This window comes from Streptomyces sp. NPDC006997 (assembly GCF_040635175.1).
Taxonomy (GTDB): domain Bacteria; phylum Actinomycetota; class Actinomycetes; order Streptomycetales; family Streptomycetaceae; genus Streptomyces.
In genome coordinates, this window is the sequence record NZ_JBEYHH010000007.1 from 142,409 (window position 1) to 163,972 (window position 21,564).

Consider the following 21,564-nt stretch of genomic DNA (forward strand, 5'->3'; position numbering starts at 1 on the left):
CGGGTGATCTACCACCTTCGCTGCTGGCGGGTGCCCGACGCGTGGGCAAATGAACCCTTTGCCGCGACAACGCCGCGCAATCGGCCCCGTCCGGCGTGTCCTGGCGGGGCGTCGGGGCACTGGAACACCGGCAAGGCCGCGCACCGCACACTCCGGAGGGGCACGTGGACCCACAGGTGACCGACCCACCGCGGCTCGACCCGCGCCGCGCCGTCCCCCGCACCGACGCCGTCCTGCGCGACCCCCGGCTGCGCGAGGCGGCGGCCCGGCTGGGTGAGGCGGCCGTGAAGACGGCGGTCCGGCAGGCCCAGGACCAGGCCCGGCACGGCACCGTCCCGCCCGGCGAGGTCGCCGACACCGCCCTCGCCCTGCTGCCGCGCACGCCGGGCGGACTGCGCGCGGTCGTCAACGCCACCGGCGTCCTGCTGCACACCAACCTCGGCCGCGCCCCCCTGTCGGCGGCGGCCCGGCGGGCGGTGCGGGAGGCCGCCGGACCCACCGACGTCGAACTCGACCTGCGCACCGGCGTCCGGGCCCGGCGCGGCCGTACCGCGCTGGCCGCCCTGCGCGACCGCGTCCCGTCCGCCGCCGCGGCCCACGTCGTCAACAACGGCGCCGCCGCCCTCGCCCTCGCCGCCACCGCGCTCGCCGCCGGACGGGAGATCGTCGTCAGCCGGGGCGAGATGGTGGAGATCGGCGACGGCTTCCGGCTGCCGGACCTGCTGGTCGCCACCGGCGCCCGGCTCCGCGAGGTCGGCACCACCAACCGCACCACACCCGACGACTACGCCGCCGCCCTCGACGACCGGACGGCGTTCATCCTGAAGGTGCACCCCTCCAACTTCCGCGTCACCGGCTTCACCCGCGCCGCCGACACCGCCGAACTCGCCCCGCTGGGCGTCCCCGTCGTCGTCGACATCGGCTCCGGACTGCTCGCCCCGCACCCCCTGCTGCCCGACGAACCCGACGCCGAGACCCAGCTGCGCGCCGGGGCCGCCCTGGTCACCGCCAGCGGCGACAAACTCCTCGGCGGCCCCCAGTGCGGCCTGCTCCTCGGTTCGGAGGACACCGTCCGCGCCCTGTCCCGGCACCCGCTCGCCCGCGCCCTGCGCGTCGACAAGCTCACCCTCGCCGCCCTGGAGGCCACCCTCACCGGCCCCGCCACCCCCACCGGCGAGGCCCTCACCGCCGACCCGGCCCGGCTGCGGCAGCGCGCCGAACGGCTCGCCCGCGCGCTCACCGCCGACGGCGTCGACGCCCACGCCGTCGACAGCGAGGCCACCGTGGGCGGCGGGGGAGCGCCCGGCGTCGCCCTGCCCAGCGCCGCGCTGTCGCTGCCCGAGCGGTACGCCGCCGCCCTGCGCACCGGCCCCGACCCCGTGGTGGGACGGCTCGCGGCCGGGCGGTGCCTGCTGGACCTGCGGACCGTGCCCGAACCGGACGACGAGCGCCTCGCCGCCGCCGTCCGGCAGGCGTCGAGGCGGTAGCCGTCATGCGGGTCCTGGCCACCGCCGGTCACGTCGACCACGGCAAGTCCGCGCTGGTACGGGCGCTCACCGGCAGGGAACCCGACCGGCTCGCCGAGGAACGGCGCCGCGGCCTCACCCTCGACCTGGGCTTCGTCTGGACCACCCTGCCCGCCGACGGCGAGACCCTCGCCTTCGTCGACGTGCCCGGCCACGAACGGTTCGTCGCCACCATGCTCGCCGGTGCCGGACCCGTGCCCGCCGTGCTGTTCGTGGTCGCCGCCGACCAGGGCTGGCAGCGGCAGTCCCAGGAGCACCTGGAGATCCTGCACGCCCTCGGCGTCCGGCACGCCGTCCTCGCCGTCACCCGCAGCGACCTCGCCGACCCGGCGCCGGTACGCGCGGACGCCGCCGAACGGCTCGCGGCGACCTCCCTGGGCGCCGTACCGTCCGTCGCCGTCAGCGCGGTGACCGGCGCGGGCCTCGACGACCTGCGCGCCGAACTCGCCCGGCTGGCCCGCGCGCTGCCCGAGCCGGACACCGGCGCCGACGTCCGGCTCTGGCTGGACCGCGCCTTCACCGTGCGCGGCCACGGCACCGTCGTCACCGGCACCCTCGCCGCGGGCACCCTGCGCGTCGGCGACCGGCTGACCGCCGGGGACGGCACGACGGGGGTGCGGGTGCGGGGGTTGCAGTGTCTGGGTGAGGACCGGGACGCCGTCGGCGCGGTGGCGCGCGTCGCGGTCAACACGCACGGCGCCCCCGACGGCCTGCTGACCCGGGGTCAGGTCCTGCTCACCCCGGACCGCTGGCTGCCGACCGCCCTGACCGACGTCCGCGTCACCGGCGTCCCCGCCGCCGACCTGCCCCGCCAGGCCACCCTGCACCTCGGCACCGCCGCCGTGCCGGTGACCGTCCGCCCGCTCGGCACCGACACCGCCCGGCTCACCCTCACCCGGGAGCTGCCCCTGCGCGTCGGCGACCGCGCCGTCCTGCGGGAGCCCGGCGGACGGCGCGCCCCCGCCGCCGTGACCGTGCTCGACGTCCGCCCGCCGAAGCTGGCCCGGCGCGGCGCCGCCCGCTCCCGCGCCGCCGAACTGGCCGCCATGACCGGCGACCCGGACGGCCCCGCCGAACTCCGGCGCCGCCGCCTGGTCCGCCGCGCCGACCTGCGTGCCATGGGCGTCCCCGCGCCCGCCGCACCCGTCGCCGGTGACTGGCTGGCCGACCCGGCGCACTGGGCCGACCTGCGCGAGCGCCTGTCCGAGGCGGTGGCGGACCACGCCGCCCGGCACCCCCTCGACCCCGGCCTGCCCACCGAGGCCGCCCGGCACCTGCTCGGCCTGCCCGACCGCGCCCTCGTCGACGCGCTCGCCACCACCCCGGGCAGGCGCCTCCTGCGCAGGGACCACGGGCGGCTGTACGGCGACACGGCCACCGGACCCGCCCTGCCTCCGGCCGTGGAGACCCTGCGCGCCGAACTGGCCGAGACGCCCTTCCGCGCGCCCGACGCGAACCGGCTGGCCGAACTGGGCCTGCACCGCAAGGCGCTGGCCGCCGCCGTCACGGCCGGCGCGCTGCTGCGGGTCGGCGACGGGATCGTGCTGCTGCCCGGCGCGGACGAACGGGCCGCCGCCGTCCTGCGCGAACTGCCTCAGCCGTTCACGACGAGCGAGGCACGCCGCGCCCTGGACACCACCCGCCGGGTGGCCGTACCGCTGCTTGAGCACCTGGACGCCCACGGCCATACGGAACGGGTCGACGACCAGCGCCGACGCTGCCTGCACAGGGGGAATGGCGGAGGCGGACGAGAATCGAACTCGCCTGTCCGAGATCCTCGGACACCGCGGTTTTGAAGACCGGGAGGGCCACCAGGCACCCACACGCCTCCACGCCCGGCCAGGCTACCCGAGGACGCTCACCGTTCCCTGCCGGTGTCCTCGTCGACACCCGCCCGCTCCCGGTAGGCGCGCACCAGCCGGGTCGCGGCCTCGCCCCGGGGACGGCGGCCGGGCCGGATGTCGACGGCGAACGCCTTGGCCTCCTGGATGTGGGTGTTGGGGTCGAGGGACAGGTGCAGCAGCTCGTTGGCCGCGTCGCCGGTGGACAGGCCGTTCGGGCCCCAGTGGTAGGGCAGTCCCACCTGGTGCAGTGGACGCCCGTGCACGGTCAGCGTCGCCATGCGCTCGGTGACCAGGACCCGTGCCTCGATCACCCCGCGCGCGCTGACGATCGTCGCCCAGCCGGTGTGCTCCAGGCCCCGTTCGGCCGCCAGCCGCGGTGACACCTCGCAGAAGAACTCCGGTTGCAGCTCCGCCAGGTACGGCTGCCACCGTGACATGCCGCCCGCCGTGTGGTGCTCGGTCAGCCGGTAGGTGGTGGCGACGTACGGGTAGACGCGGGAGCCGGGCTCGCCGGGGCCGGGCTGGTAGCGGTTGTCGGGGTGCGGGCGCGACAGATGCCGTACGGGGTTGCGCCGCTGGCCGTAGAGCAGGTTCGGGAACGGGGAGTCCTGCGGCTCGTAGTGGGTGGGCAGCGGGCCGTCGGTGAGGCCGGACGGGGCGTACAGCCACGCCTTGCCGTCGGCCTGCATGATGAAGGCGTCGGTGCCGCCGAGGGCCTCGGGGCCGGTGGCGTCCGGCGGCGGCTGGTGGTCGGGTGCCTTGTCCTTCTTGAAGTCGGGCACGTCGTGGCCGGTCCACTCGCCCCGCTCGGCGTCCCACCACACCAGCGCCTTGCGTTCGCTCCACGGGCGGCCCTCGGGGTCGGCGGAGGCGCGGTTGTAGAGCACCCGGCGGTTCGCGGGCCACGCCCAGCCCCACTTCGCCGCCACCCAGTCCTGTTCCCCGCCCGGGGTGCGGCGGGCCGACTGGTTGACGCCGTCGGCGTACACCCCGCAGTAGATCCAGCACCCGCAGGCGGTGGAGCCGTCCGCGGCGAGCTGCTCGTAGGAGCTGAGCGGGTCGCCGTCCGCGTCCCGGCCGTTGATCTCGGCGAGGACGGCGGCGGCGTCGGGCTCGGCGTGCGCGCCCTTGACCGGGTAGTCCCAGGTGAGGTCGAGGACGGGCGCGTCCACGGGGTCGGTGGACGCGGCGAGCTTCTGCCGGATCAGCCGCCCCAGGTGGTAGGTGAACCACAGGTCGCTGCGGGCCTCGCCGGGCGGTTCGACGGCCTGGTGGTGCCACTGCAGCAGCCGCTGGGTGTTGGTGAAGGTGCCGTCCTTCTCGGTGTGCGCGGCGGCCGGGAGGAAGAACACCTCCGTGCCGATGTCCTCGGTGCGCATCTCACCCGTCTCGATCTCCGGGCCGTCCCGCCACCAGGTCGCCGACTCGATCAGGGAGAAGTCCCGTACGACGAGCCAGTCCAGATTGGCCATGCCGAGCCGCTGGAGCTTGGCGTTGGCGGATCCGACGGCCGGGTTCTCGCCCATCAGGAAGTAGCCCTTGCAGACGCCGTCCAGCTGGGCCATGACCGTCTCGTAGGTCGAGTGCGAGCCGGTCAGCCGCGGCAGGTAGTCGAAGCGGAAGTCGTTCTCGGCGGTCGCCGCGTCACCCCAGTACGCCTTGAGCAGGCTGACCAGGTAGGCGCGCATGTCGCCCCAGTAGCCCTTGCGGGCCGAGTCCGCCCGCACGAACGTCTCCAGGTCCTGCCGTTCGTGCGCGTGCGGCATCGGGATGTAGCCGGGCAGCAGGTTGAACAGCGTCGGGATGTCCGTCGAACCCTGGATGGAGGCGTGCCCGCGCAGCGCCAGGATGCCGCCGCCGGGCCTGCCGATGTTGCCCAGCAGGCTCTGCAGCACGGACGCGGCGCGGATGTACTGCACGCCCACCGTGTGCTGGGTCCAGCCGACGGCGTACGCGAACGCCGTCGTCCGCTCCCGCCCGGAGTTCTCCGTCACCAGCTCGCAGACCTGCCGGAACACGTCCCGCGGCACACCGCAGATCCGCTCCACCACCTCGGGCGTGTAGCGGGCGTAGTGCCGCCTGAGGACCTGGAAGACACAGCGCGGGTGAGTGAGCGTCTCGTCGCGCTCGGGCTCCGCGCCGCCGATGTCGGCGCCGCCCGAGCCGTGCGCCTCGCCGCGCGCCGCCTCGCCCACCGGGTCGCCGCCGGCCGCGCGCTCCTCGTACAACTGCTCACGCTGGCCCGACGCCGCCTGCACCTGCGCGCCCGCGTACTGCCAGCTGCCGTTGTCGTAGCTGCGGCCGTCCCCGTCCAGGCCGGAGAAGACCCCGTCGAGGTCCTCGGTGTCCCGGAAGTCCTCCCGCAGGATCACCGGCCCGTTGGTGTAGGCGACCACGTAGTCCCGGAAGTACGCCTCGTTCGTCAGGACGTGGTTGATCAGCCCGCCGAGGAAGGCGATGTCCGAGCCCGCGCGCAGCGGAACGTGCAGGTCCGCCATCGCGCTGGTGCGGGTGAACCGCGGGTCGACGTGGACCACCTTCGCGCCGCGCGCCTTCGCCTCCATCACCCACTGGAACCCGACCGGGTGGCACTCGGCCATGTTCGAGCCCTGGATGACGATGCAGTCGCTGTTCTGGAGGTCCTGCTGGAAGGTGGTCGCGCCGCCGCGGCCGAACGAGGTTCCCAGACCGGGAACGGTGGCGGAGTGTCAAATACGCGCCTGGTTCTCGATCTGTACGGCGCCCAGGGCGGTGAACAACTTCTTGATCAGGTAGTTCTCCTCGTTGTCGAGGGTCGCCCCGCCCAGGCTCGCGATGCCCAGCGTGCGCCGGGTGCGGGCGGCGTCCACCTCCCACTGCCAGCCCGCCCGGCGGGCCGCGATCACCCGGTCCGCGATCATGTCCATCGCGGTGGCCAGGTCGAGCCGCTCCCACTCGGTGCCGTGCGGCCCGCGGTACAGCACATGGTGCTTGCGGGCGTCACCGGTGGTCAGCTGGAGGCTCGCCGAGCCCTTCGGGCACAGCCGCCCGCGCGAGACGGGGGAGTCCGGGTCGCCCTCGATCTGGGTGACGCGGCCGTCCTCGACGTACACGTTCTGCCCGCAGCCCACCGCGCAGTACGGGCAGACGGACTTCACCACCCGGTCCGCCGACGCGACCCGCGGCGTGAGCCGTTCGCTGGCGCGGCTCTTCGCGGCGGCGCCACGGCCCAGCGGGTCCGTGCCCGTCAGCTGCCGGTACACCGGCCAGGAGTCGATCCAGGTGCGGACGCCCATCTCCTCACGCCCCTTCCCGCGCGCGGGCGGCGAGCCGCTCCCGCTGCGGTACGACGGTGTACTTCGGGTCCTCGGCGGAGGCCACCCCGGCGTGGAACACCCCGAACCGCAGCGCGGCCGACCCGGCGAGCAGCGCCGCGCCCGCGGCGGCGCCGACGACCCGGCCGCCCCGCAGCCCCGCGAGGACGGCGCCCCCGACGGTGAGCGCCTCGGCCGCGTGCAGCAGGCCCCGCTCGTACGGCTCCGCCGTCAGCCCCATGCGCCGCTTCATCAGCCGGAACGCGCCCGCTTCGAGTACGGCGCCCAGGACGGCCATCCGGCGCGCGGGGCCGGTCTGCGCGGCCGGTGCGCCCGCCAGCGCCAGCCCGGCCGCCGCCGCGGCGCCGGAACCGGCGAACACGAACGGAAGCTCGCGGTGGGCCTCGTGCCACGACGGCACCGCGGTGTCGGAGACGAGGACCGCGGTGTACGTCGCCACCGCCGGGCCGAGGGCGGCGGCGCACGCGGTGGCGGCGCGGCCGACGATCCGGAAGCGGCCCGCCACGTCGGTCGCGGCGGCGGCCAGGGTGAACGGCGCGTAGCCCGCCAGCAGCCAGGAGCCGACGCTCATCGGCGAGGTGGGCTTGCAGACCCGCAGCATGTTCAGGAACCGGGCCGGGCGGCCCAGGTCGTGCACCAGCAGCGCCAGCGACGCGGAGACGGCACCCGCCGCGCCCAGCTTCGCGGTGCGGGCCAGCGCGGGCCGGGCGGTGGCCTCGGCCCCGGCGGCCAGCAGCGAGGACGCCCCGGCGAGACCGCCGGTGAACAGGTAGCCCGCGATGTCCAGGGGCTGCCATGTCGGGCTGTTGAGGACCGGGGCGCCGTAGTACGAGGCGAACGTCGCCTCGGGGACCATCGGCTGCTCACCGCGGCGTCGGCGCCGCTGTCCGGTGGCGGTCAACGCGGCCTCCTGGCGAAGCTGACGACGGCCAGCGCGGCGAGCGACGCGGCGGCGGTCGCCGCGTGCTTCCACATGGCGGGCAGGTCACGGGTGGTGACGACCGGGTCGGGCGGCAGCCCGTACACCTCCGGCTCGTCCAGCAGCAGGAAGAACGCCCCGTCCCCGCCGACACCGTCGTCCGGGTCGGCCCCGTAGAGGCGGGCGTCGGCGACCCCGGCCGCGTGCAGCGCCTCGACCCGGTCCGCCGCGCGTTCCCGCAGCTCCTCCAGCGGGCCGAACTGGATGGACTCCGTCGGGCAGGCCTTCGCGCACGCCGGTTCCATGCCGACGCCGAGCCGGTCGTAGCACAGCGTGCACTTCCACGCCCGGCCGTCGTCCTTCCGCTGGTCGATGACGCCGTACGGGCAGGCGGGGACGCAGTAGCCGCAGCCGTTGCAGATGTCCTCCTGGACGACGACCGTCCCGAACTCCGTGCGGAACAGGGAGCCGGTCGGGCACACGTCGAGACAGGCGGCGTGCGTGCAGTGCTTGCACACGTCCGAGGACATCAGCCAGCGCGTCCGGGTGGCGCCCGGACCGGCCGCCTCCAGGTCCCGGGCGGCGGTGAAGACGTCCACGTCGGCGGGGACCTGCTGCTCCACGAAGGCGACGTGCCGCCAGGTGTCCGCGCCGAGGCCGACGGTGTTGTCGTAGGACATGCCGGTCAGCTCCAGGCCGTCCGCCGGGATGGCGTTCCACTCCTTGCACGCCACCTCGCACGCCTTGCAGCCGATGCACACGGAGGTGTCCGTGAAGAACCCCATGCGCGGCGGCGCGTCGGCGTACCCGGCCGCCCCTACCGCGGTGTCTTCCGTCACGTCGACCTCCTCGCTCACCTCAAGAGCCTGGCACGGGTGCCCTCGGCACGCGCGTCCGAAACGGCGGCCGGGCCCCTTGCGGAGGACGACCGTGCCCACGGCACCATGTGCAGCCGAGGACCAGACCACCCGCTCCTGGAGGGGACCCCCGCCTCATGAACGCAGCAGACCGTCCCGGCCCGTCGACGGCGGTCGTCGGCCGCGAGGTGCCCGGCTTCGACGACCTCGACCCCGACCGGCTCAGGCAACGGCCCGGCGTGAAGTGGGCGCGGGTCGGCCCGGACGTGCTGCCCGCGTGGGTGGCCGACATGGACTTCCCCGCCCCGGCCGTCGTCCGGGACGCCCTGCGCGCCTACGTCGACCAGGGCGACCTCGGGTATCCCGACTGGCCCGACGGGACCCCGCTGCGGCCCCTGTTCGCCCGGCGCATGGCCGACCGCCACGGCTGGGACGCCGCCGCCTCCCGGGTGCGGGAGCAGAGCGACCTCATCCAGTCCGTGCAGATCGTGCTGCACCTCGCCACCGCGCCCGGCGACGCGGTAGCCGTACAGACCCCGAACTACCCGCCCTTCCTCGCGACCCTCGACACGATGGACCGCAAGACGGTGGCCGTCCCGACGACCGACACCGACGCGGGCTGGCGGATGGACCTGGCCGCCCTCGCGGACGGCGTGGCCCGGCACGGCTGCAAGGCGCTGCTCCTGGTCAACCCGCACAACCCCACCGGCCACGTCCTCACCCGCGACGAACTCCAGGAGATAGCGGCCATAGCGCGACGGCACGACCTGCTGGTCGTCAGCGACGAGATCCACGCGGAGCTGACCCACGCGCCCCACCGGCACATCCCCTTCGCCTCCCTGTCACCCGACGCCGCCGCGCGCACGGTGACCCTCACCTCCGCCAGCAAGGCGTTCAACGTCGCCGGGCTGCGCTGCATGGTCACGCACTACGGCCCCGACCGGCTGCTCGCCCTGCGGGACGCCCAGCCGCCCGAGCTGTACGGCGCCGTGCCCGTGCTCGGCGTCGTCGGCACCGAGGCGGCCTGGCGGCACGGCGACGACTGGCAGCGCACGCTGCTCGCCGTCCTGGACCGCAACCGCCACCGCGTCCGCGACACCGTCGCCGCCCGGCTGCCCGCCGTACGCCACCACATGCCGGAGGGCACCTACCTGGCCTGGCTCGACGCGGGCCGGCTGGCGCTGCCGAAGGCGCCGGTGGAGACGGTGCTGGAGCGTGGGGCCGTGCGCCTGGAGGGCGGGGACTGGTTCGGCGCGTCGGGTAGTACGTGCCTGCGGCTGAACTTCGCCACGTCGGCGCGGATCCTCGACGAGGTCCTGGACCGCGTCGTCGCCGCCCTGGCACCGCTCCAGCCCTGACGGTCGTCCGCACCCGGGGAGTCCGCCCCGCCTGGGTGGGGACCCGTCCCGGGGTGCGCCGGGAGGAGCGACGCGTACCCGACGAGTTCTACGGGCTGACCAGCGTTCTCGGTCGGCTACCGAACCGGGAGGGAGAGGCCGACGACGCGGGCACCAGGACCCGCGGCAGCGCGGGCTTCCCGGGCGCGCCGGGCCCCTGGGGATGGCTGACGCGTCGGCAAGGGGGCCGACAGGCGGCGGTGGATCGATGAGTTCCGGCGGCGGCCCGGGTCTATGGGTACGAGGGGCACCGAAGCCCACCGAAGAGATCGACGGCCACACCCCGGGAGAGCGACATGACCGCCACCTACACCTTCGACGTGTTCTCCAGCCTCGACGGCTACGCCGCCGCCACCGGCGACTGGACCGGCTACTGGGGCAAACAGGGCCCCGAACTGCTCGACCACCGCCTCGCCCTCTACAGCGCGGAGCAACGGATGGTCTTCGGGGCCACCACCTACCGCATGTTCGCGCAGATGGTGGCCGCGAGCACCGACGAGTCCGACGTGCGCGACCCCTGGGTCACCCGGATGCGGAACCTGCCCGCCACGGTGGTGTCGACCACGCTGCGGGGCCCCCTCGACTGGCCGGACGCCACCCTCGCTCACGGCGACGCCGTCGACGTCGTCGCCCGGCTCAAGAAGGAGTCCGACGTCCCGCTGCGCTCCCACGGCAGCCTCGCCATGAACCGCGCCCTGATGGCCGCCGGTCTGGTCGACCGCGTCCAGGTGACGCTCTTCCCCGTCATCACCGGCCAGACCGGCCAGGACCCGGTCTTCCAGGGCGCGGCCGACTTCGACCTGCGCCTCCTCGAAACCCGGACCCTGGACGGCGACATCCAGGAACTCGTCTACCGCCCCACACGCCACTGACCGCGCCGGCCGTCCGCGATGACGGGGCGTGATCTCGGATGACTGGCACCTCACCCACGACGTCGACGCCTTCCTCGCCCGGGCCGGGGAGTTCCTGCGCTCGCGCGCCGCGCTGCACAACCTACGGGACGGACTGACGCCCGGCGACCGGCTGCCCCGTCGGCCAGCTCACGCCCGTCAGCTCCTCCGACAGCGTCCACAGCCGTCGGGCCGCGTCCGCGTCGCTCGCCGCCGCCGACCGTCCGACCAGCGTCGGCGCGCCCCGCAGCTCGCCCAGCCCGTCCGGGCCGACGAAGCTCGCGCCGGGCAGGTCCTGGGTCGCGGCGTACAGCGTCGGCAGGGCGCCCGCCCGGTCGTCCTGGGCGAGGAACCGGTTGCCGAACTTCAGGAAGACCCGCAGCACCGGGTTCGCGGTGTGGCTCTGCAGGTTGGTCGCCGCGTAGCCGGGGTGGGCGGCGAGGGCGCGCACGGGAGAGCCGGACTCCGTCAGACGGCGCTGGAGTTCCAGGGTGAACAGGAGGTTCGCCAGCTTCGACTGGGCGTACGCGCGCCGCGGGTCGTAGTCGGTCGCCCAGTTCAGGTCCTCGAAGCGGATCCGTCCGTCGGGCCAGCGGTGGGCGCCGGAGGAGACCGTCACCACGCGGTCGGTGACATGCGGCAGGAGCAGGTTGGTCAGTGCGAAGTGGCCCAGGTGGTTGGTGCCGAACTGCGTCTCGAAGCCGTCCGCCGTCCGCCGCCGCGGCAGCATCATCACGCCGGCGTTGTTGACCAGCAGGTCCAGCGCCCTGTCCCCCCAGCTGTCCGCGAACTCCCGTACGGAGGACAGGTCCGCCAGGTCCAGGCGCCGCACCTCCGTGCTGCCGCCCACCGTGGCCGCCGCTCCACGACCGCGCTCCAGGTCCCGCACGGCGAGGACCACGTGCGCCCCGGCACGCGCCAGCGCCTGAGCGGCCGTGAGGCCGATCCCGCTGTTGGCGCCGGTGACGACGGCCGTGCGCCCGGTGAGGTCGGGGAGGCGGTCCGTGTTCCACGGCGTGTTCTTCGTGTTCTCAGCCATACCCTCAATGTAGGCGCCGCCAACAATGCTGTCAATGACAACAATGAGGGCGCTGACAACTATGCTGGCAGTGTCTACACGGAGCTACGATGACCCCCATGCCCCACCTGTCCAAGAGTCGCCCGTACCACCACGGAGACCTGCGCGCCTCGCTGCTCGCCGCCGCCGAGCAGACCCTGCGGGAGAAGGGGGTCGGATCGCTGTCGCTGCGTGAACTCGCCCGTGAGGTCGGCGTCAGCCACGCCGCGCCCGGTCGGCACTTCAAGGACAAGCAGGCCCTGCTCAACGCCCTGGCGCTGGCGGGCTATGACCGGCTGGGCCGGCTCCTGGAGGCCGCCGACGACGCGGAGCTGCCCCTCGAACCCCGGCTCGCCGCCCTCGCCCGTGCCTACCTCGGCTTCGCCGTCGACAACGCGGAGCTGCTGGAGCTGATGTACGCCCGCAAGCACGAACCGGGTGCCTCGGAGCAGATGGTCGCCGCCGTCGAACGGACCGTGGGCTCCCTCGCCCGGGTCATCGCGGACGCGCAGCGGCGCGGGGAGGTCGTCGCGGGCGACCCCGAGGACCTGAACCTCGTCGCGGGCGCCGCCCTGCACGGCGTGGCCGCCTTCGCCGCGGGCGGCATGTTGACGCCGGAGGCGGCCCTGGCGGGCGTGGACACGCTGGTCCACCACCTGCTCCATGGTCTGAAGCCCCGCTGAGTCCCGTACGCGATTCACGGAGTGAGTCCTCACTCATTGACGGAGTGAGGACTCACTCCGTACGCTTGCCGTCATGACCGCATCCCAGGAGAACCAGACCACCACCCGCCGCCGCGCCCCCGCCATGTCGCCGGAGCAGCGCCGCCAGATGATCATCCAGACCGCGATCCCGCTGATCGCCGAGTACGGGGCCACGGTGACGACGGCGAAGATCGCCCGTGCCGCGGGCATCGGCGAGGGCACGATCTTCCGGGTCTTCACCGACAAGGACGAACTGATGCAGGCGTGTGTCGCCGAGGCGCTCTCCCCGGACCACGCCATCCGCGAACTCGACGCGATCGACGCCTCCCAGCCGCTGCCCCACCGGCTGGCGGAGGCGGCCGAGGCGCTCCAGGCGCACCTGTCCCGGATGGGCGCCGTCCTCGGCTCCCTCGGACATCGCGGCGGCAAGCACCCCGGCACCGTGCGCGGGGCGGGCCGGGCCGAGTCGACGGCCCGGGTCCGCGAGGCCCTCGCCGAACTGCTGGAACCCGACCGGGCCGCCCTGCGCCGACCGCCGGAGCAGATCGCGGCGCTCTTCTTCGGGCTGCTCTTCACCCAGCCGCGCACGGCGGACGAACCCGACCTGACCCCGCGCGAGCTGGTCGAGGTCTTCCTGCACGGAGCGCTCACGGGAGACGCCGGGTGAGGGTGCGGACCCGGCGTCTCGGGGCGGTGGCCCTGGCCGTCCTGGCCCCCGTCCTGGTGTGGCTGGTCGCGGACCCCCTGCTGGGGCACCGGCTGCTAATCGCCGACGGTGAGCGGACGCTCGACATCGGCGCCGGTCCCGTGGTGTTCGTCGCGCTGCTCGCGTCGTTCTCCGGGTGGGGGCTGGTGGCCGCCCTGGAGCGGTTCGCGGCCCGGCGCGCCCGGGTCGTCTGGACCGGGCTGGCCGGTGTCGTACTGGCCGTGTCCTTCCTGCCCTTCACGGGGGACGGCATGGACGGCGGTACTCGCGCGGCGCTCGCCCTGATGCACCTGCTGGTGGCGGCGGTGCTGGTGCTGGGACTGCTGCCCGCCACCGCCTCTTGGGAGCGCTCTCATGCTTCCATGGCTGCGTCTATTGTGGACCGTACAGGTCCCGGCAGATCCCTCGAAGAGTGATCGCAGACGTACAAGAGGAGCGCCCGCCTTGCCAGAGCAGACCGTGCGGCCCCGTCCCACGCTGGAGGCCGTCGCGGCGCGCGCCGGAGTGTCCCGCGCGACGGCCTCCCGGGTCGTCAACGGGGGCGCGGGCGTACGTCCCGCGCTGGCCGAGAAGGTGCGCCTGGCGGTCGAGGAACTGGGCTACGTGCCCAACCACGCGGCCCGCACCCTGGTCACCCGGCGCACCGGCGCGGTGGCCGTGATCATCGCCGAGCCGGAGTTCCGGGTGTTCTCCGACCCGTTCTTCGAGCAGCAGATACGGGGGATCAGCAGGGAGCTGACCGCGCACGACGCGCAACTCGTCCTGCTGTGGGCCGAGGGGCCCGGCGACCACGAGCGGATCGGACGCTATCTGGAAGGCGGGCACGTCGACGGCGCGCTCGCCTTCTCCCTGCACGACGACCGGCTCCTGGCGCTGATCGCCCGGACCGGGGTGCCGGTGGTCCTCGGCGGCCGTCCGGCGGCGGGGGAGGGCCTGGCCGTCCCGTTCGTGGACTGCGACAACCGCGGCGGCGCCCGGGAGGCCGTACGGCACCTGGTCTCCCTGGGGCGCGAGCACGTCGCGCACATCGCGGGCCCGCGCGACCAGACCTCGGCGGTGGACCGGATCCACGGGTACCGCGACGTCCTGGTGGACGCCGATCCGCGGTTGCTGTGCCAGGGCGACTTCACCGAGGCGAGCGGCGCCCGCGCGATGGCCGAACTGCTGGAGCGGTGCCCCGCGACGGACGCCGTCTTCGCCGCGAACGACACGATGGCCCTGGGCGCGCTGCGCACCCTGCGCGAGCGGGGGGTACGGGTGCCGCAGGACGTGGCGGTGGTCGGCTTCGACGACATGGCGCGCGTGGCCGTGGCCGCCGACCCGCCGCTCACCACCGTCCGCCAGGACATCGAGGGCATGGGCCGGATCATGGTCAGACTGCTGAGGCGGCTGCTGGACGCCCCGGACGACGACGCCCCCGCGTCCGTCATCACGCCGACCACGCTGATCCGCCGGGCCTCCGCCTGAACGGCCTCCGGGGTCCGGGGGACACGGAGACGGCGGGCGCCGGGTGGGGGTCCGGTGCCCGCCGTCGGTGTGCGGGGTGGTCACGTGCCTCGGGGGTGTGCGCGTGCCCTAGCCGAAGGGAATGACCACCACCGACGTGTCCGTGCCGGTGCGCAGCCGGGCGTCGGCGTTGCCGATCGCGCTCCAGACCTCCAGCCGTACCGTTCCCCCGCGCAGGTTCCCGAGGGTGCCGGAAGCGGACTTCAGGCCGCGGTTCTGGTTGTACTCCTCCCAGCCCGTGACCGGGTCGGTGGCGAAGTAGTGGTACGTCTCGACCCGGTCGAAGGTGCCGTCACCGGTGAGGTCGTAGCTGACGCGGGCCTGCTGCCCGAGGCCGACCGCGGTACCGGCGTCCACCGGGAGGCGGAACGTGGTGGACGCGCCCGACCTGAGCGTGCCGTTGACGCCCCTGACCTCGTAGACGAGCGGCCTGTTGGGGGTGCCGTCGTGGTTGCGGCCCCCGGCGGAGGGGATGGTGTCGCTGCCCGCGGTGGCGCCGGTCGCCGTGGTGAGGGTGCCGCCGGAGCGGAGCTGGAAGGTGTTGCCGGTGGACGGCTCAGGGTCCGGGTCCGGGTCGCCGGGGTCGGTCGCGGTGCCGGTGCCGGTCGCGGTCGACCGCGCCGGGACGGTGAGCGCCTTGCCGTCGGAGAAGGTCACCGTACGGGACGTGGAACCGTAGTTGTGGGCGGCGTAGGTGCGGGTGCCGTTCCTGGTGAACACCGCGGACGTCGGCAGGTCGCCGGTCACCGAGGTGTCGGGGGCGCCGAGGGCGTCCAGGGTGGTGATCCACTGGTAGGTGTGCGCCTTGGACTCGCCCGCCTCCGGGGTGTACCCGGCGTTTCCGGCGTCCCACTTCGACTTCGCGGCACCCGGGTCGGCCAGTGACTCGAACTCCCAGAGGATGTCGCGCCATTCGACGGCGGGCCCGCCGTTCTCCCGCTCCAGCTCCGCGAGGTTGCGCCGGATCGCCGCCTTGTCCCCGGCCAGGTGCAGGGACCCGCCCGCGGTCACCGGCAGGACGTTGATGCCGTGGATCTCCTCGGGGTTGGCGGTCCACCAGGTGGAGTACGCCGCGCCGCTGCCCCACACCATGCCGACCGTGTCGTGCCCGAACGAGCCGGGGAAGACCTGCCGGTCGGCGTCGAACCAGTACTGGGCGATCGCCTCGCCCTCGGTGGCGAGCAGATAGCTGCCGAGGTCGCGCGTGGCGGTGTCCCCGGTGGCCGAGCCCCACAGCACCAGCGCCGCGCTCAGGTTGGTGGACTCCGAGGACGACTCCTGGTTGTTGCCCGCCGCGAAGCCCTGGTGGCCGGAGGCCCAGCTGTGCCCGGCGTACACGTCGAAGCCGCGCAGGAACGGGAAGGCGCCGTCCGTGCGGCTGGCGTTGGCGGTGTCCCGGATCAGCGTCCTGACCATGCCGCCCCACGCGGAGTCGGCGGCCCAGGCGGCGTCGTACTGGGCGACGATCGCCGCCGCGTAGACGTAGTAGCCGTAGTGGAAGTGGTGGTCGTTGAGCTCGGTGTCGCTGCCGTAGGAGGCGGGGTAGCCGATGAGGGTCTTCCAGTCGCGGTCGTACGAGAACTCGCTCGCCCCGCCCGCGGTGAACCACTCCTGCATCCGGCCCTTGAGCAGGCCGATGAGCTTGTCGCGGACCGCGGTCTCACCGATCTGGTCGGCGAGCGGCACCAGCTGCGCGAGCTTGCCCAGCGCCTTGCCGGTCCAGTACGTGTCCGTGGCCCCGCTGAACGGGTCGGCGGAGCCCGCGACCTCGGTCAGGTAGGCGCGCAGCCGGGCCGTGTCGACCGCGCTGGTCCTCGGCAGCCCCGGCAGGACCGGCGCCGTCCGCTGGCGGGTCGTGAAGGAGGTGCCCTGCCGGACCTTCATGGTGCCGCGCGGGGAGACGTAGGTGTACGAGGTGAGGGCGTCCGTGGTGTGGAGCCACTGGTGCCGGTAGAGGGCCTGGAGGGTGCCGCGTTCGGTGCCCTCCTTGGCCTCGGTGGTGAGCCGGTACGTGGCGCTGACCGTGCCGCCGGAGGTGCTCCAGTCGACCTGGGAGCCGGTGACGAAGCTGAACGCGTACGTGCGGAAGGTCGCGAGCGCGTCGGTGGAGGGCAGGACGGCGAGGGAGAAGTAGTCCTTGCCGCCGAGCCCGGCGCTGATCGTGGTGCCGGAGACGTTCCAGTCGGTGCCGCTCGGCGCGAAGAGGGCGTAGTGGTGTCCGCCGACCGTGATGCCGAGGACGTTGCCCTGGTCGGAGAAGACGGTCGGCGTGGCCGCGGTGGTGACCTGGGCGTTGCCGCCGGTGCCCTGGGCGTAGACGAAGGGCAGGCCGTGGCCGATGGTGGTGCGCAGGGTGCGGGTGCCGTCGGACCAGTACGGGGTGACCGTCCAGTCGGACCAGGCGTCGGCCTTGGTGTCCGGCGAGTTGAGCCCGCCCAGGCCGAGGGTGAGGTCCCGTTTGTGGGCGTACTCGTACTGGCGGCCGTCGCCGACCACGGCGGGGCTGGTCGGGTAGCCGACCTCAAGGCCGCCGGAGACGGCCTGGTAGGTGAGGGGGTGGCCGTACATGGGGGTGGAGTACGGGTTGTCGCCGTAGCGCTGGAAGGCCAGGGAGGACCACCAGTCGTTGGTGGGCACCGGCTTGTTCCGAGCGGCCTGGGTGAGCTTGGGGGTGACCGGAGCGCCCGTGTTGTTGGTGGGGCCGGAGGTACCGGCGGGCCGGGTGTCGGAGTAACTCCCGGCACCTTCGGTGATGGTGGCGGCTGCCGCGGGCGCGGCGGCTGGGCCGAGGCCGACGGCGGCCAGGGCGGCCGTCAGGAGCAGCGCGGCGGCCGGCCTCGGTCGGGGAGCTGGCATGGGGGACACCTCATGTCATCGTGGGGGAGGGACGGGATCCCGTCGGCGGGGTGTCACGGGGCCACCGGTGGGCGCGGTCGACGCCCGGGGGAGTGGTGGAACCGCGACGAAACCGTAGGTGGGGCGAGTTCAAGATCCCGTTGTGAGAGCGCTCTCAGATGGCCGAAACGTAAGACTCCTGAAACCGGCTGTCAATAGATCACGCACGCTGGCGGCGTTATCCGTGTAAACGGGATATTCCGGTGCGTGGCCGCTTCGTTGCCTTTTCAAGTCTTGACGGGGCTCGTGCTGGACGGGCACTCTCAGCCCACGTTTTGAGAGCGCTCTCACGAACATGGCGCGCTCGTTCCACCCCGGAGCCAAGGAGGCTTCCCATGCCCAACGCCCGAGCCGCCAAGAGGGCCACCGTCCGCCTGGGGGCGGTCGCGCTCGCGGGGGCGCTCCTCGCCGCCTGCGGAGGATCGTCGGACGGCGCCTCCAACGCCGACGGGAAGGTCACCCTCACCATCGACCTCTTCGGCTCCTTCGGTTACAAGGAAGCCGGGCTCTACGCCGAGTACGAGAAGCTCAACCCGGGTGTCACCATCAAGCAGACCGACACCGAGGACGAGGCCGACTACTGGAAGTCCCTCCAGACCCGCCTCGCCGGTGGCGGTGGCCTCGCGGACGTCCAGGGCATCGAGGTGGGCCGGATCGCCTCCGTCGCCCAGCAGCAGGCCGACAAGTTCGAGGACCTGCGCGCCTACGGCGCGGACAAGCTCAAGGGCGAGTTCGCCGAGGCCAAGTGGGCCGCCGCCACGGGGGCCAACGGGGAGGTCCTCGGCCTGGGCACCGACGTGGGCCCCGAGGCCATGTGCTACCGCACGGACCTCTTCGAGAAGGCCGGTCTGCCCACCGACCGCACGGAACTCGCCCAGAAGTGGTCCACGTGGGACGGCTACCTGGCACTCGGCGAGCAGTACAAGAAGAAGGCCCCGGAGAAGAGCGCCTGGATCGACAGCGTCGGCAGCCTCTACTCCGTCATGATCGGTCAGGAGAAGGAGCGTTACTACGACGCCTCCGGCGAGCTGATCTGGGAGACCAACCCCGCCCTGAAGGAGGCGTGGAACACCTCCGTGAAGGCGGCGCAGAACGGGCTGAGCGCGGAGCTGGACCAGTGGTCGCCGCAGTGGAACCAGGCGTTCGCCGCCGGGTCGTTCGCCACGCTGCCCTGCCCGGCCTGGATGCTCGGCTACATCAAGGGCCAGGCCGGTGACGCGGGCAAGGGCAAGTGGGACGTCGCCGCGCTGCCCGGCGGCGCGGGCAACTGGGGCGGCTCCTACCTCGCCGTACCGCGGGCCGCGAAGAACAAGGAGGCGGCGTACAAGCTCATCTCCTGGCTGACCGCGCCCGAGCAGCAGGCCAAGCTCTTCCAGAAGCACGGCAGCTTCCCGTCCGCCACCGGCGCCATCGAGAAGATCGCCGACGCGAAGGACGCCTACTTCTCCGACGCGCCGATCGGGCAGATCTTCGGCGACGCCGCCGAGAACGCGCCCGTCCAGGTCCTCGGCATCCACGACCAGAACGTGAGCCAGCAGATCACCAACGCCCTGAGCGAGGTCGAGCGCAAGGGGCTGGCGCCGGAGAAGGCGTGGGAGAACGCCAAGAAGGGTGTCGCGAACATCATCGGCTGACCCGGGCCCGCCGTCCGACGGCGGTCGGAGGCACTCCGGCCGCCGAGAGGCGGGGCCGTTGGCCGACCCGGGAAGGCGCCGCCGGGCCGGGCGCCGGTCCCCTCGGGAAGCCGCCGCCGCGGGCCGGGCGTCGGCCGCCCCGGGGAGCCGCCGCTCGGCCGGGCGCCGGATGCCGGTGCCGGGTCCGCCGCCCGCTTACGCGCTGACCGCGTGTGCCGCGTACGCGCTGGCCGCGCGTGACGGCCGTCCGGCTGCCTAGCCTGCCGCGGCCGGACGGTGCACGTCCGGTCCGGCGGCGCGGCCACCGCCGCGCTGGAGCGCTCCGCGCCCCGGGCGCCCCCGCACCCTCGAACCCCCTCCCTCCCGCACCCTCCACCCCCCGCTCCGACCACCCGAAGGGCCGCCCCGTGACCCTCACCGCCTCCGCCTCCGCCCCGCCGGGCCCGTCGAAGCAGGTGGCGCCGCCCCGGCCCAGTGCCGCCCGGCGGGCCTGGCGCAGGTTCTCGCCCTACGCCTACATCGCCCCCTTCTTCACCCTGTTCGCCGCCTTCGGCCTCTTCCCGCTCATCTACACGGCCTTCGTGTCGCTGTACCGCGTGGAACTCCAGACCCCCGGCGACATGCAGTGGCGTGGCGTGGACAACTACACCGCGCTGCTCCAGGACGACTACTTCTGGCTCGCGCTGCGCAACACGTTCACCATCGGGGTGCTCTCCACCGTGCCCCAGCTGGTGATGGCGCTCGGCCTCGCGCACCTGCTGAACTACAAGCTGCGCGGCCGCACGTTCCTGCGCACCGCGATGCTGCTGCCGTACGCGACGTCCGTCGCCGCGGCCACGCTCGTCTTCGCCCAGCTGTTCGGCCACGACTTCGGACTGGTCAACTACGTCCTCGGACTCGTCGGCATCGACCCGATCGACTGGCAGACCGGCACCGTCGCCTCCCAGGTCGCCGTCTCCTCCATCGTCATCTGGCGCTGGACCGGCTACAACGCGCTCATCTACCTCGCCGGGATGCAGTCCATCCCCGCCGAGCTGTACGAGGCCGCCGAGATGGACGGCGCCTCCCGGTGGCGCCAGTTCTTCCACGTCACCCTGCCCGGACTGCGCCCCACCATCGTCTTCACGGTCGTCGTGTCCACCATCGGCGCCACCCAGCTGTTCGGCGAACCCCTGCTGTTCGAGGGGTCGATCTCCGGCGGCATCTCACACCAGTACCAGACGCTCGGCCTCTACATGTACGAACAGGGCTGGGGCTTCTTCCACCTCGGCCGCGCCGCCGCCGTGGCGTGGGTGATGTTCCTGCTCATCGTGGTGCTCGTCGGCCTCAACGCCCTCGTCGCGCGCCACCGCTCCCGCAAGGAGGCCGTCCGATGACCGCCCTGGCCAGCCCGCCGACCGCACCCCCCGAGCGCGGGACCGGGCCAGAGCGCCCGCGCCGCTCCCGCGCGGGCCGCACCCTGCACGGCGGGAAGCTCGCCTACGCCATCCTGATCGTCGCCGTGCTGGTCTCCGCGTTCCCGTTCTACTGGACGATCGTGGCCGCCAGCCGCTCCAACGCCGACATGGCACGGGTGCCGCCCTCGCTGCTGCCGGGCCCGAACCTGCTGCGCAACTTCGACGCCGTGCTCGAAGAGGCCGACATCGGCAAGGCGCTGCTCAACTCCCTGATCGTGTCCGGCTCGATCACCCTGGGCACCGTGCTGTGCTGCACGCTCGCCGGGTTCGCCTTCGCCAAACTCCGCTTCCGCGGGCGGGGCGCCCTGCTCACCATCACCGTGGGCACCATGATGATCCCGCCCCAGCTGGGCGTCATCCCGCTGTTCATGCTGATCGCCGAACTGCAGTGGGTCAACCAGCTCCAGGCGGTGATCCTGCCCGGTCTGGTCTCGGCCTTCGGCGTCTTCTTCATGCGCCAGTACCTGGTGCAGTCGCTCCCGGACGAGCTGATCGAGGCCGCCCGCGTCGACGGCGCCTCCACCGCCCGGATCTTCTGGTCGATCGTGGTCCCGATCGCCCGGCCCGGCATGGCCGTCCTCGGCCTGCTCACCTTCATGGCCGCCTGGAACGACTTCTTCTGGCCCATCGTCGCCCTCTCCTCCTCCGAGCCGACGGTCCAGGTCGCCCTGCGCCAGCTCGGCGGCGGCTATGTGCACGACCAGTCCGTGATCATGGCCGGCACCCTGCTCGGCACGCTGCCGGTGCTCCTGGTCTTCGGCCTGCTGGGCCGTCAGATCGTCGGTGGCATCATGCAGGGCGCCGTCAAGGGCTGACCCGAGAGGCCGCGGCCCGCTCCGCCCCGGCGCCCTCCGCGTC

General features: G+C 73.6%; 16 protein-coding genes, 1 tRNA gene and 3 pseudogenes. 13 read left to right on the plus strand and 7 right to left on the minus strand.

Annotated features, from left to right (window positions below; translation table 11 throughout):
* The first annotated feature begins 176 nt into the window (after nucleotides 1-176).
* Both selA and ABZ659_RS09495 read left to right on the plus strand, forming a co-directional pair.
* Nucleotides 177-1,487: an L-seryl-tRNA(Sec) selenium transferase gene (gene selA, locus ABZ659_RS09490; RefSeq protein ID WP_360215513.1), complete on the plus strand. Its 1,311-nt coding sequence runs from the start codon at nucleotides 177-179 to the stop codon at nucleotides 1,485-1,487.
* Between the two features lie 5 nt (nucleotides 1,488-1,492).
* Nucleotides 1,493-1,966: pseudogene (locus tag ABZ659_RS09495) on the plus strand (GTP-binding protein); the annotation flags it as partial.
* 284 nt (nucleotides 1,967-2,250) lie between these two features.
* Here the strand turns inward: ABZ659_RS09495 and ABZ659_RS09500 are convergent.
* Nucleotides 2,251-2,646: a hypothetical protein gene (locus ABZ659_RS09500; RefSeq protein WP_360215516.1), complete on the minus strand. Its 396-nt coding sequence runs from the start codon at nucleotides 2,644-2,646 to the stop codon at nucleotides 2,251-2,253.
* Here ABZ659_RS09500 and ABZ659_RS09505 point away from each other — a divergent pair.
* Nucleotides 2,645-3,229: pseudogene (locus ABZ659_RS09505) on the plus strand (SelB C-terminal domain-containing protein); the annotation flags it as partial. The gene ABZ659_RS09500 and the pseudogene ABZ659_RS09505 sit on opposite strands and share 2 nt — an antisense overlap.
* Before the next feature lie 32 nt (nucleotides 3,230-3,261).
* Here the strand turns inward: ABZ659_RS09505 and ABZ659_RS09510 are convergent.
* From ABZ659_RS09510 to ABZ659_RS09525, 4 genes are all read right to left on the minus strand, one after another.
* Nucleotides 3,262-3,357, minus strand: a tRNA-Sec gene (locus ABZ659_RS09510).
* 27 nt (nucleotides 3,358-3,384) lie between these two features.
* Entirely contained in the window at nucleotides 3,385-6,645 is a 3,261-nt protein-coding gene (gene fdh, locus ABZ659_RS09515) for a formate dehydrogenase (protein WP_360215519.1), read from the minus strand.
* Nucleotides 6,646-6,649: 4 nt separating this feature from the next.
* The gene (nrfD, locus tag ABZ659_RS09520) at nucleotides 6,650-7,540 is read right to left on the minus strand and encodes an NrfD/PsrC family molybdoenzyme membrane anchor subunit (RefSeq protein ID WP_360215721.1); all 891 of its coding nucleotides are present in this window, start codon (nucleotides 7,538-7,540) and stop codon (nucleotides 6,650-6,652) included.
* A gap of 41 nt (nucleotides 7,541-7,581) precedes the next feature.
* Nucleotides 7,582-8,388: a 4Fe-4S dicluster domain-containing protein gene (locus ABZ659_RS09525; protein WP_360215724.1), complete on the minus strand. Its 807-nt coding sequence runs from the start codon at nucleotides 8,386-8,388 to the stop codon at nucleotides 7,582-7,584.
* Between the two features lie 209 nt (nucleotides 8,389-8,597).
* Between ABZ659_RS09525 and ABZ659_RS09530 the strand changes: the two genes are divergently transcribed.
* The 3 genes and pseudogenes from ABZ659_RS09530 to ABZ659_RS09540 form a co-directional block, all read left to right on the plus strand.
* Nucleotides 8,598-9,818, plus strand: a complete 1,221-nt coding sequence (locus ABZ659_RS09530) for an aminotransferase class I/II-fold pyridoxal phosphate-dependent enzyme (protein ID WP_360215522.1) — start codon at nucleotides 8,598-8,600, stop codon at nucleotides 9,816-9,818.
* Between the two features lie 335 nt (nucleotides 9,819-10,153).
* Nucleotides 10,154-10,729, plus strand: a complete 576-nt coding sequence (locus tag ABZ659_RS09535) for a dihydrofolate reductase family protein (RefSeq protein WP_360215525.1) — start codon at nucleotides 10,154-10,156, stop codon at nucleotides 10,727-10,729.
* A gap of 28 nt (nucleotides 10,730-10,757) precedes the next feature.
* Nucleotides 10,758-10,850, plus strand: a pseudogene (locus ABZ659_RS09540) (GNAT family N-acetyltransferase); the annotation flags it as partial.
* Here the strand turns inward: ABZ659_RS09540 and ABZ659_RS09545 are convergent.
* Nucleotides 10,851-11,786, minus strand: coding sequence for an oxidoreductase (locus ABZ659_RS09545; RefSeq protein WP_360215528.1), 936 nt, complete (start codon nucleotides 11,784-11,786; stop codon nucleotides 10,851-10,853). It lies immediately after the preceding pseudogene.
* Nucleotides 11,787-11,884: 98 nt separating this feature from the next.
* Here ABZ659_RS09545 and ABZ659_RS09550 point away from each other — a divergent pair, with 98 nt between their 5' ends.
* The 4 genes from ABZ659_RS09550 (at nucleotide 11,885) to ABZ659_RS09565 (ending at nucleotide 14,681) form a co-directional block, all read left to right on the plus strand.
* A complete protein-coding gene (locus ABZ659_RS09550) occupies nucleotides 11,885-12,487 on the plus strand; it encodes a TetR/AcrR family transcriptional regulator (protein WP_360215531.1) in 603 nt (200 codons plus the stop codon).
* A 73-nt stretch (nucleotides 12,488-12,560) separates the two neighbouring features.
* A complete protein-coding gene (locus ABZ659_RS09555; RefSeq protein ID WP_360215534.1) occupies nucleotides 12,561-13,175 on the plus strand; it encodes a TetR/AcrR family transcriptional regulator in 615 nt (204 codons plus the stop codon).
* Nucleotides 13,172-13,630: a DUF6069 family protein gene (locus tag ABZ659_RS09560; protein WP_360215537.1), complete on the plus strand. Its 459-nt coding sequence runs from the start codon at nucleotides 13,172-13,174 to the stop codon at nucleotides 13,628-13,630. The genes ABZ659_RS09555 and ABZ659_RS09560 overlap by 4 nt, the downstream gene beginning before the upstream one ends.
* Before the next feature lie 28 nt (nucleotides 13,631-13,658).
* Nucleotides 13,659-14,681 (plus strand): LacI family DNA-binding transcriptional regulator, encoded by a 1,023-nt coding sequence (locus tag ABZ659_RS09565; RefSeq protein ID WP_360215540.1) that lies wholly within the window; start codon nucleotides 13,659-13,661, stop codon nucleotides 14,679-14,681.
* Nucleotides 14,682-14,789: 108 nt separating this feature from the next.
* Here ABZ659_RS09565 and ABZ659_RS09570 read toward each other — a convergent pair whose 3' ends face one another.
* A complete protein-coding gene (locus ABZ659_RS09570; protein WP_360215543.1) occupies nucleotides 14,790-17,576 on the minus strand; it encodes a glycosyl hydrolase in 2,787 nt (928 codons plus the stop codon).
* A 374-nt stretch (nucleotides 17,577-17,950) separates the two neighbouring features.
* On the opposite strand from ABZ659_RS09570, the gene ABZ659_RS09575 reads away from it, so the two are divergent.
* From ABZ659_RS09575 to ABZ659_RS09585, 3 genes are all read left to right on the plus strand, one after another.
* Nucleotides 17,951-19,249 carry an extracellular solute-binding protein gene (locus ABZ659_RS09575; protein WP_360215546.1) on the plus strand — a complete coding sequence of 433 codons (1,299 nt, stop codon included), beginning with the start codon at nucleotides 17,951-17,953 and terminating at the stop codon, nucleotides 19,247-19,249.
* Between the two features lie 455 nt (nucleotides 19,250-19,704).
* Nucleotides 19,705-20,625 carry a sugar ABC transporter permease gene (locus tag ABZ659_RS09580; protein WP_360215727.1) on the plus strand — a complete coding sequence of 307 codons (921 nt, stop codon included), beginning with the start codon at nucleotides 19,705-19,707 and terminating at the stop codon, nucleotides 20,623-20,625.
* The gene (locus ABZ659_RS09585; RefSeq protein WP_360215549.1) at nucleotides 20,622-21,521 is read left to right on the plus strand and encodes a carbohydrate ABC transporter permease; all 900 of its coding nucleotides are present in this window, start codon (nucleotides 20,622-20,624) and stop codon (nucleotides 21,519-21,521) included. The genes ABZ659_RS09580 and ABZ659_RS09585 overlap by 4 nt, the downstream gene beginning before the upstream one ends.
* Nucleotides 21,522-21,564: the final 43 nt, after the last annotated feature.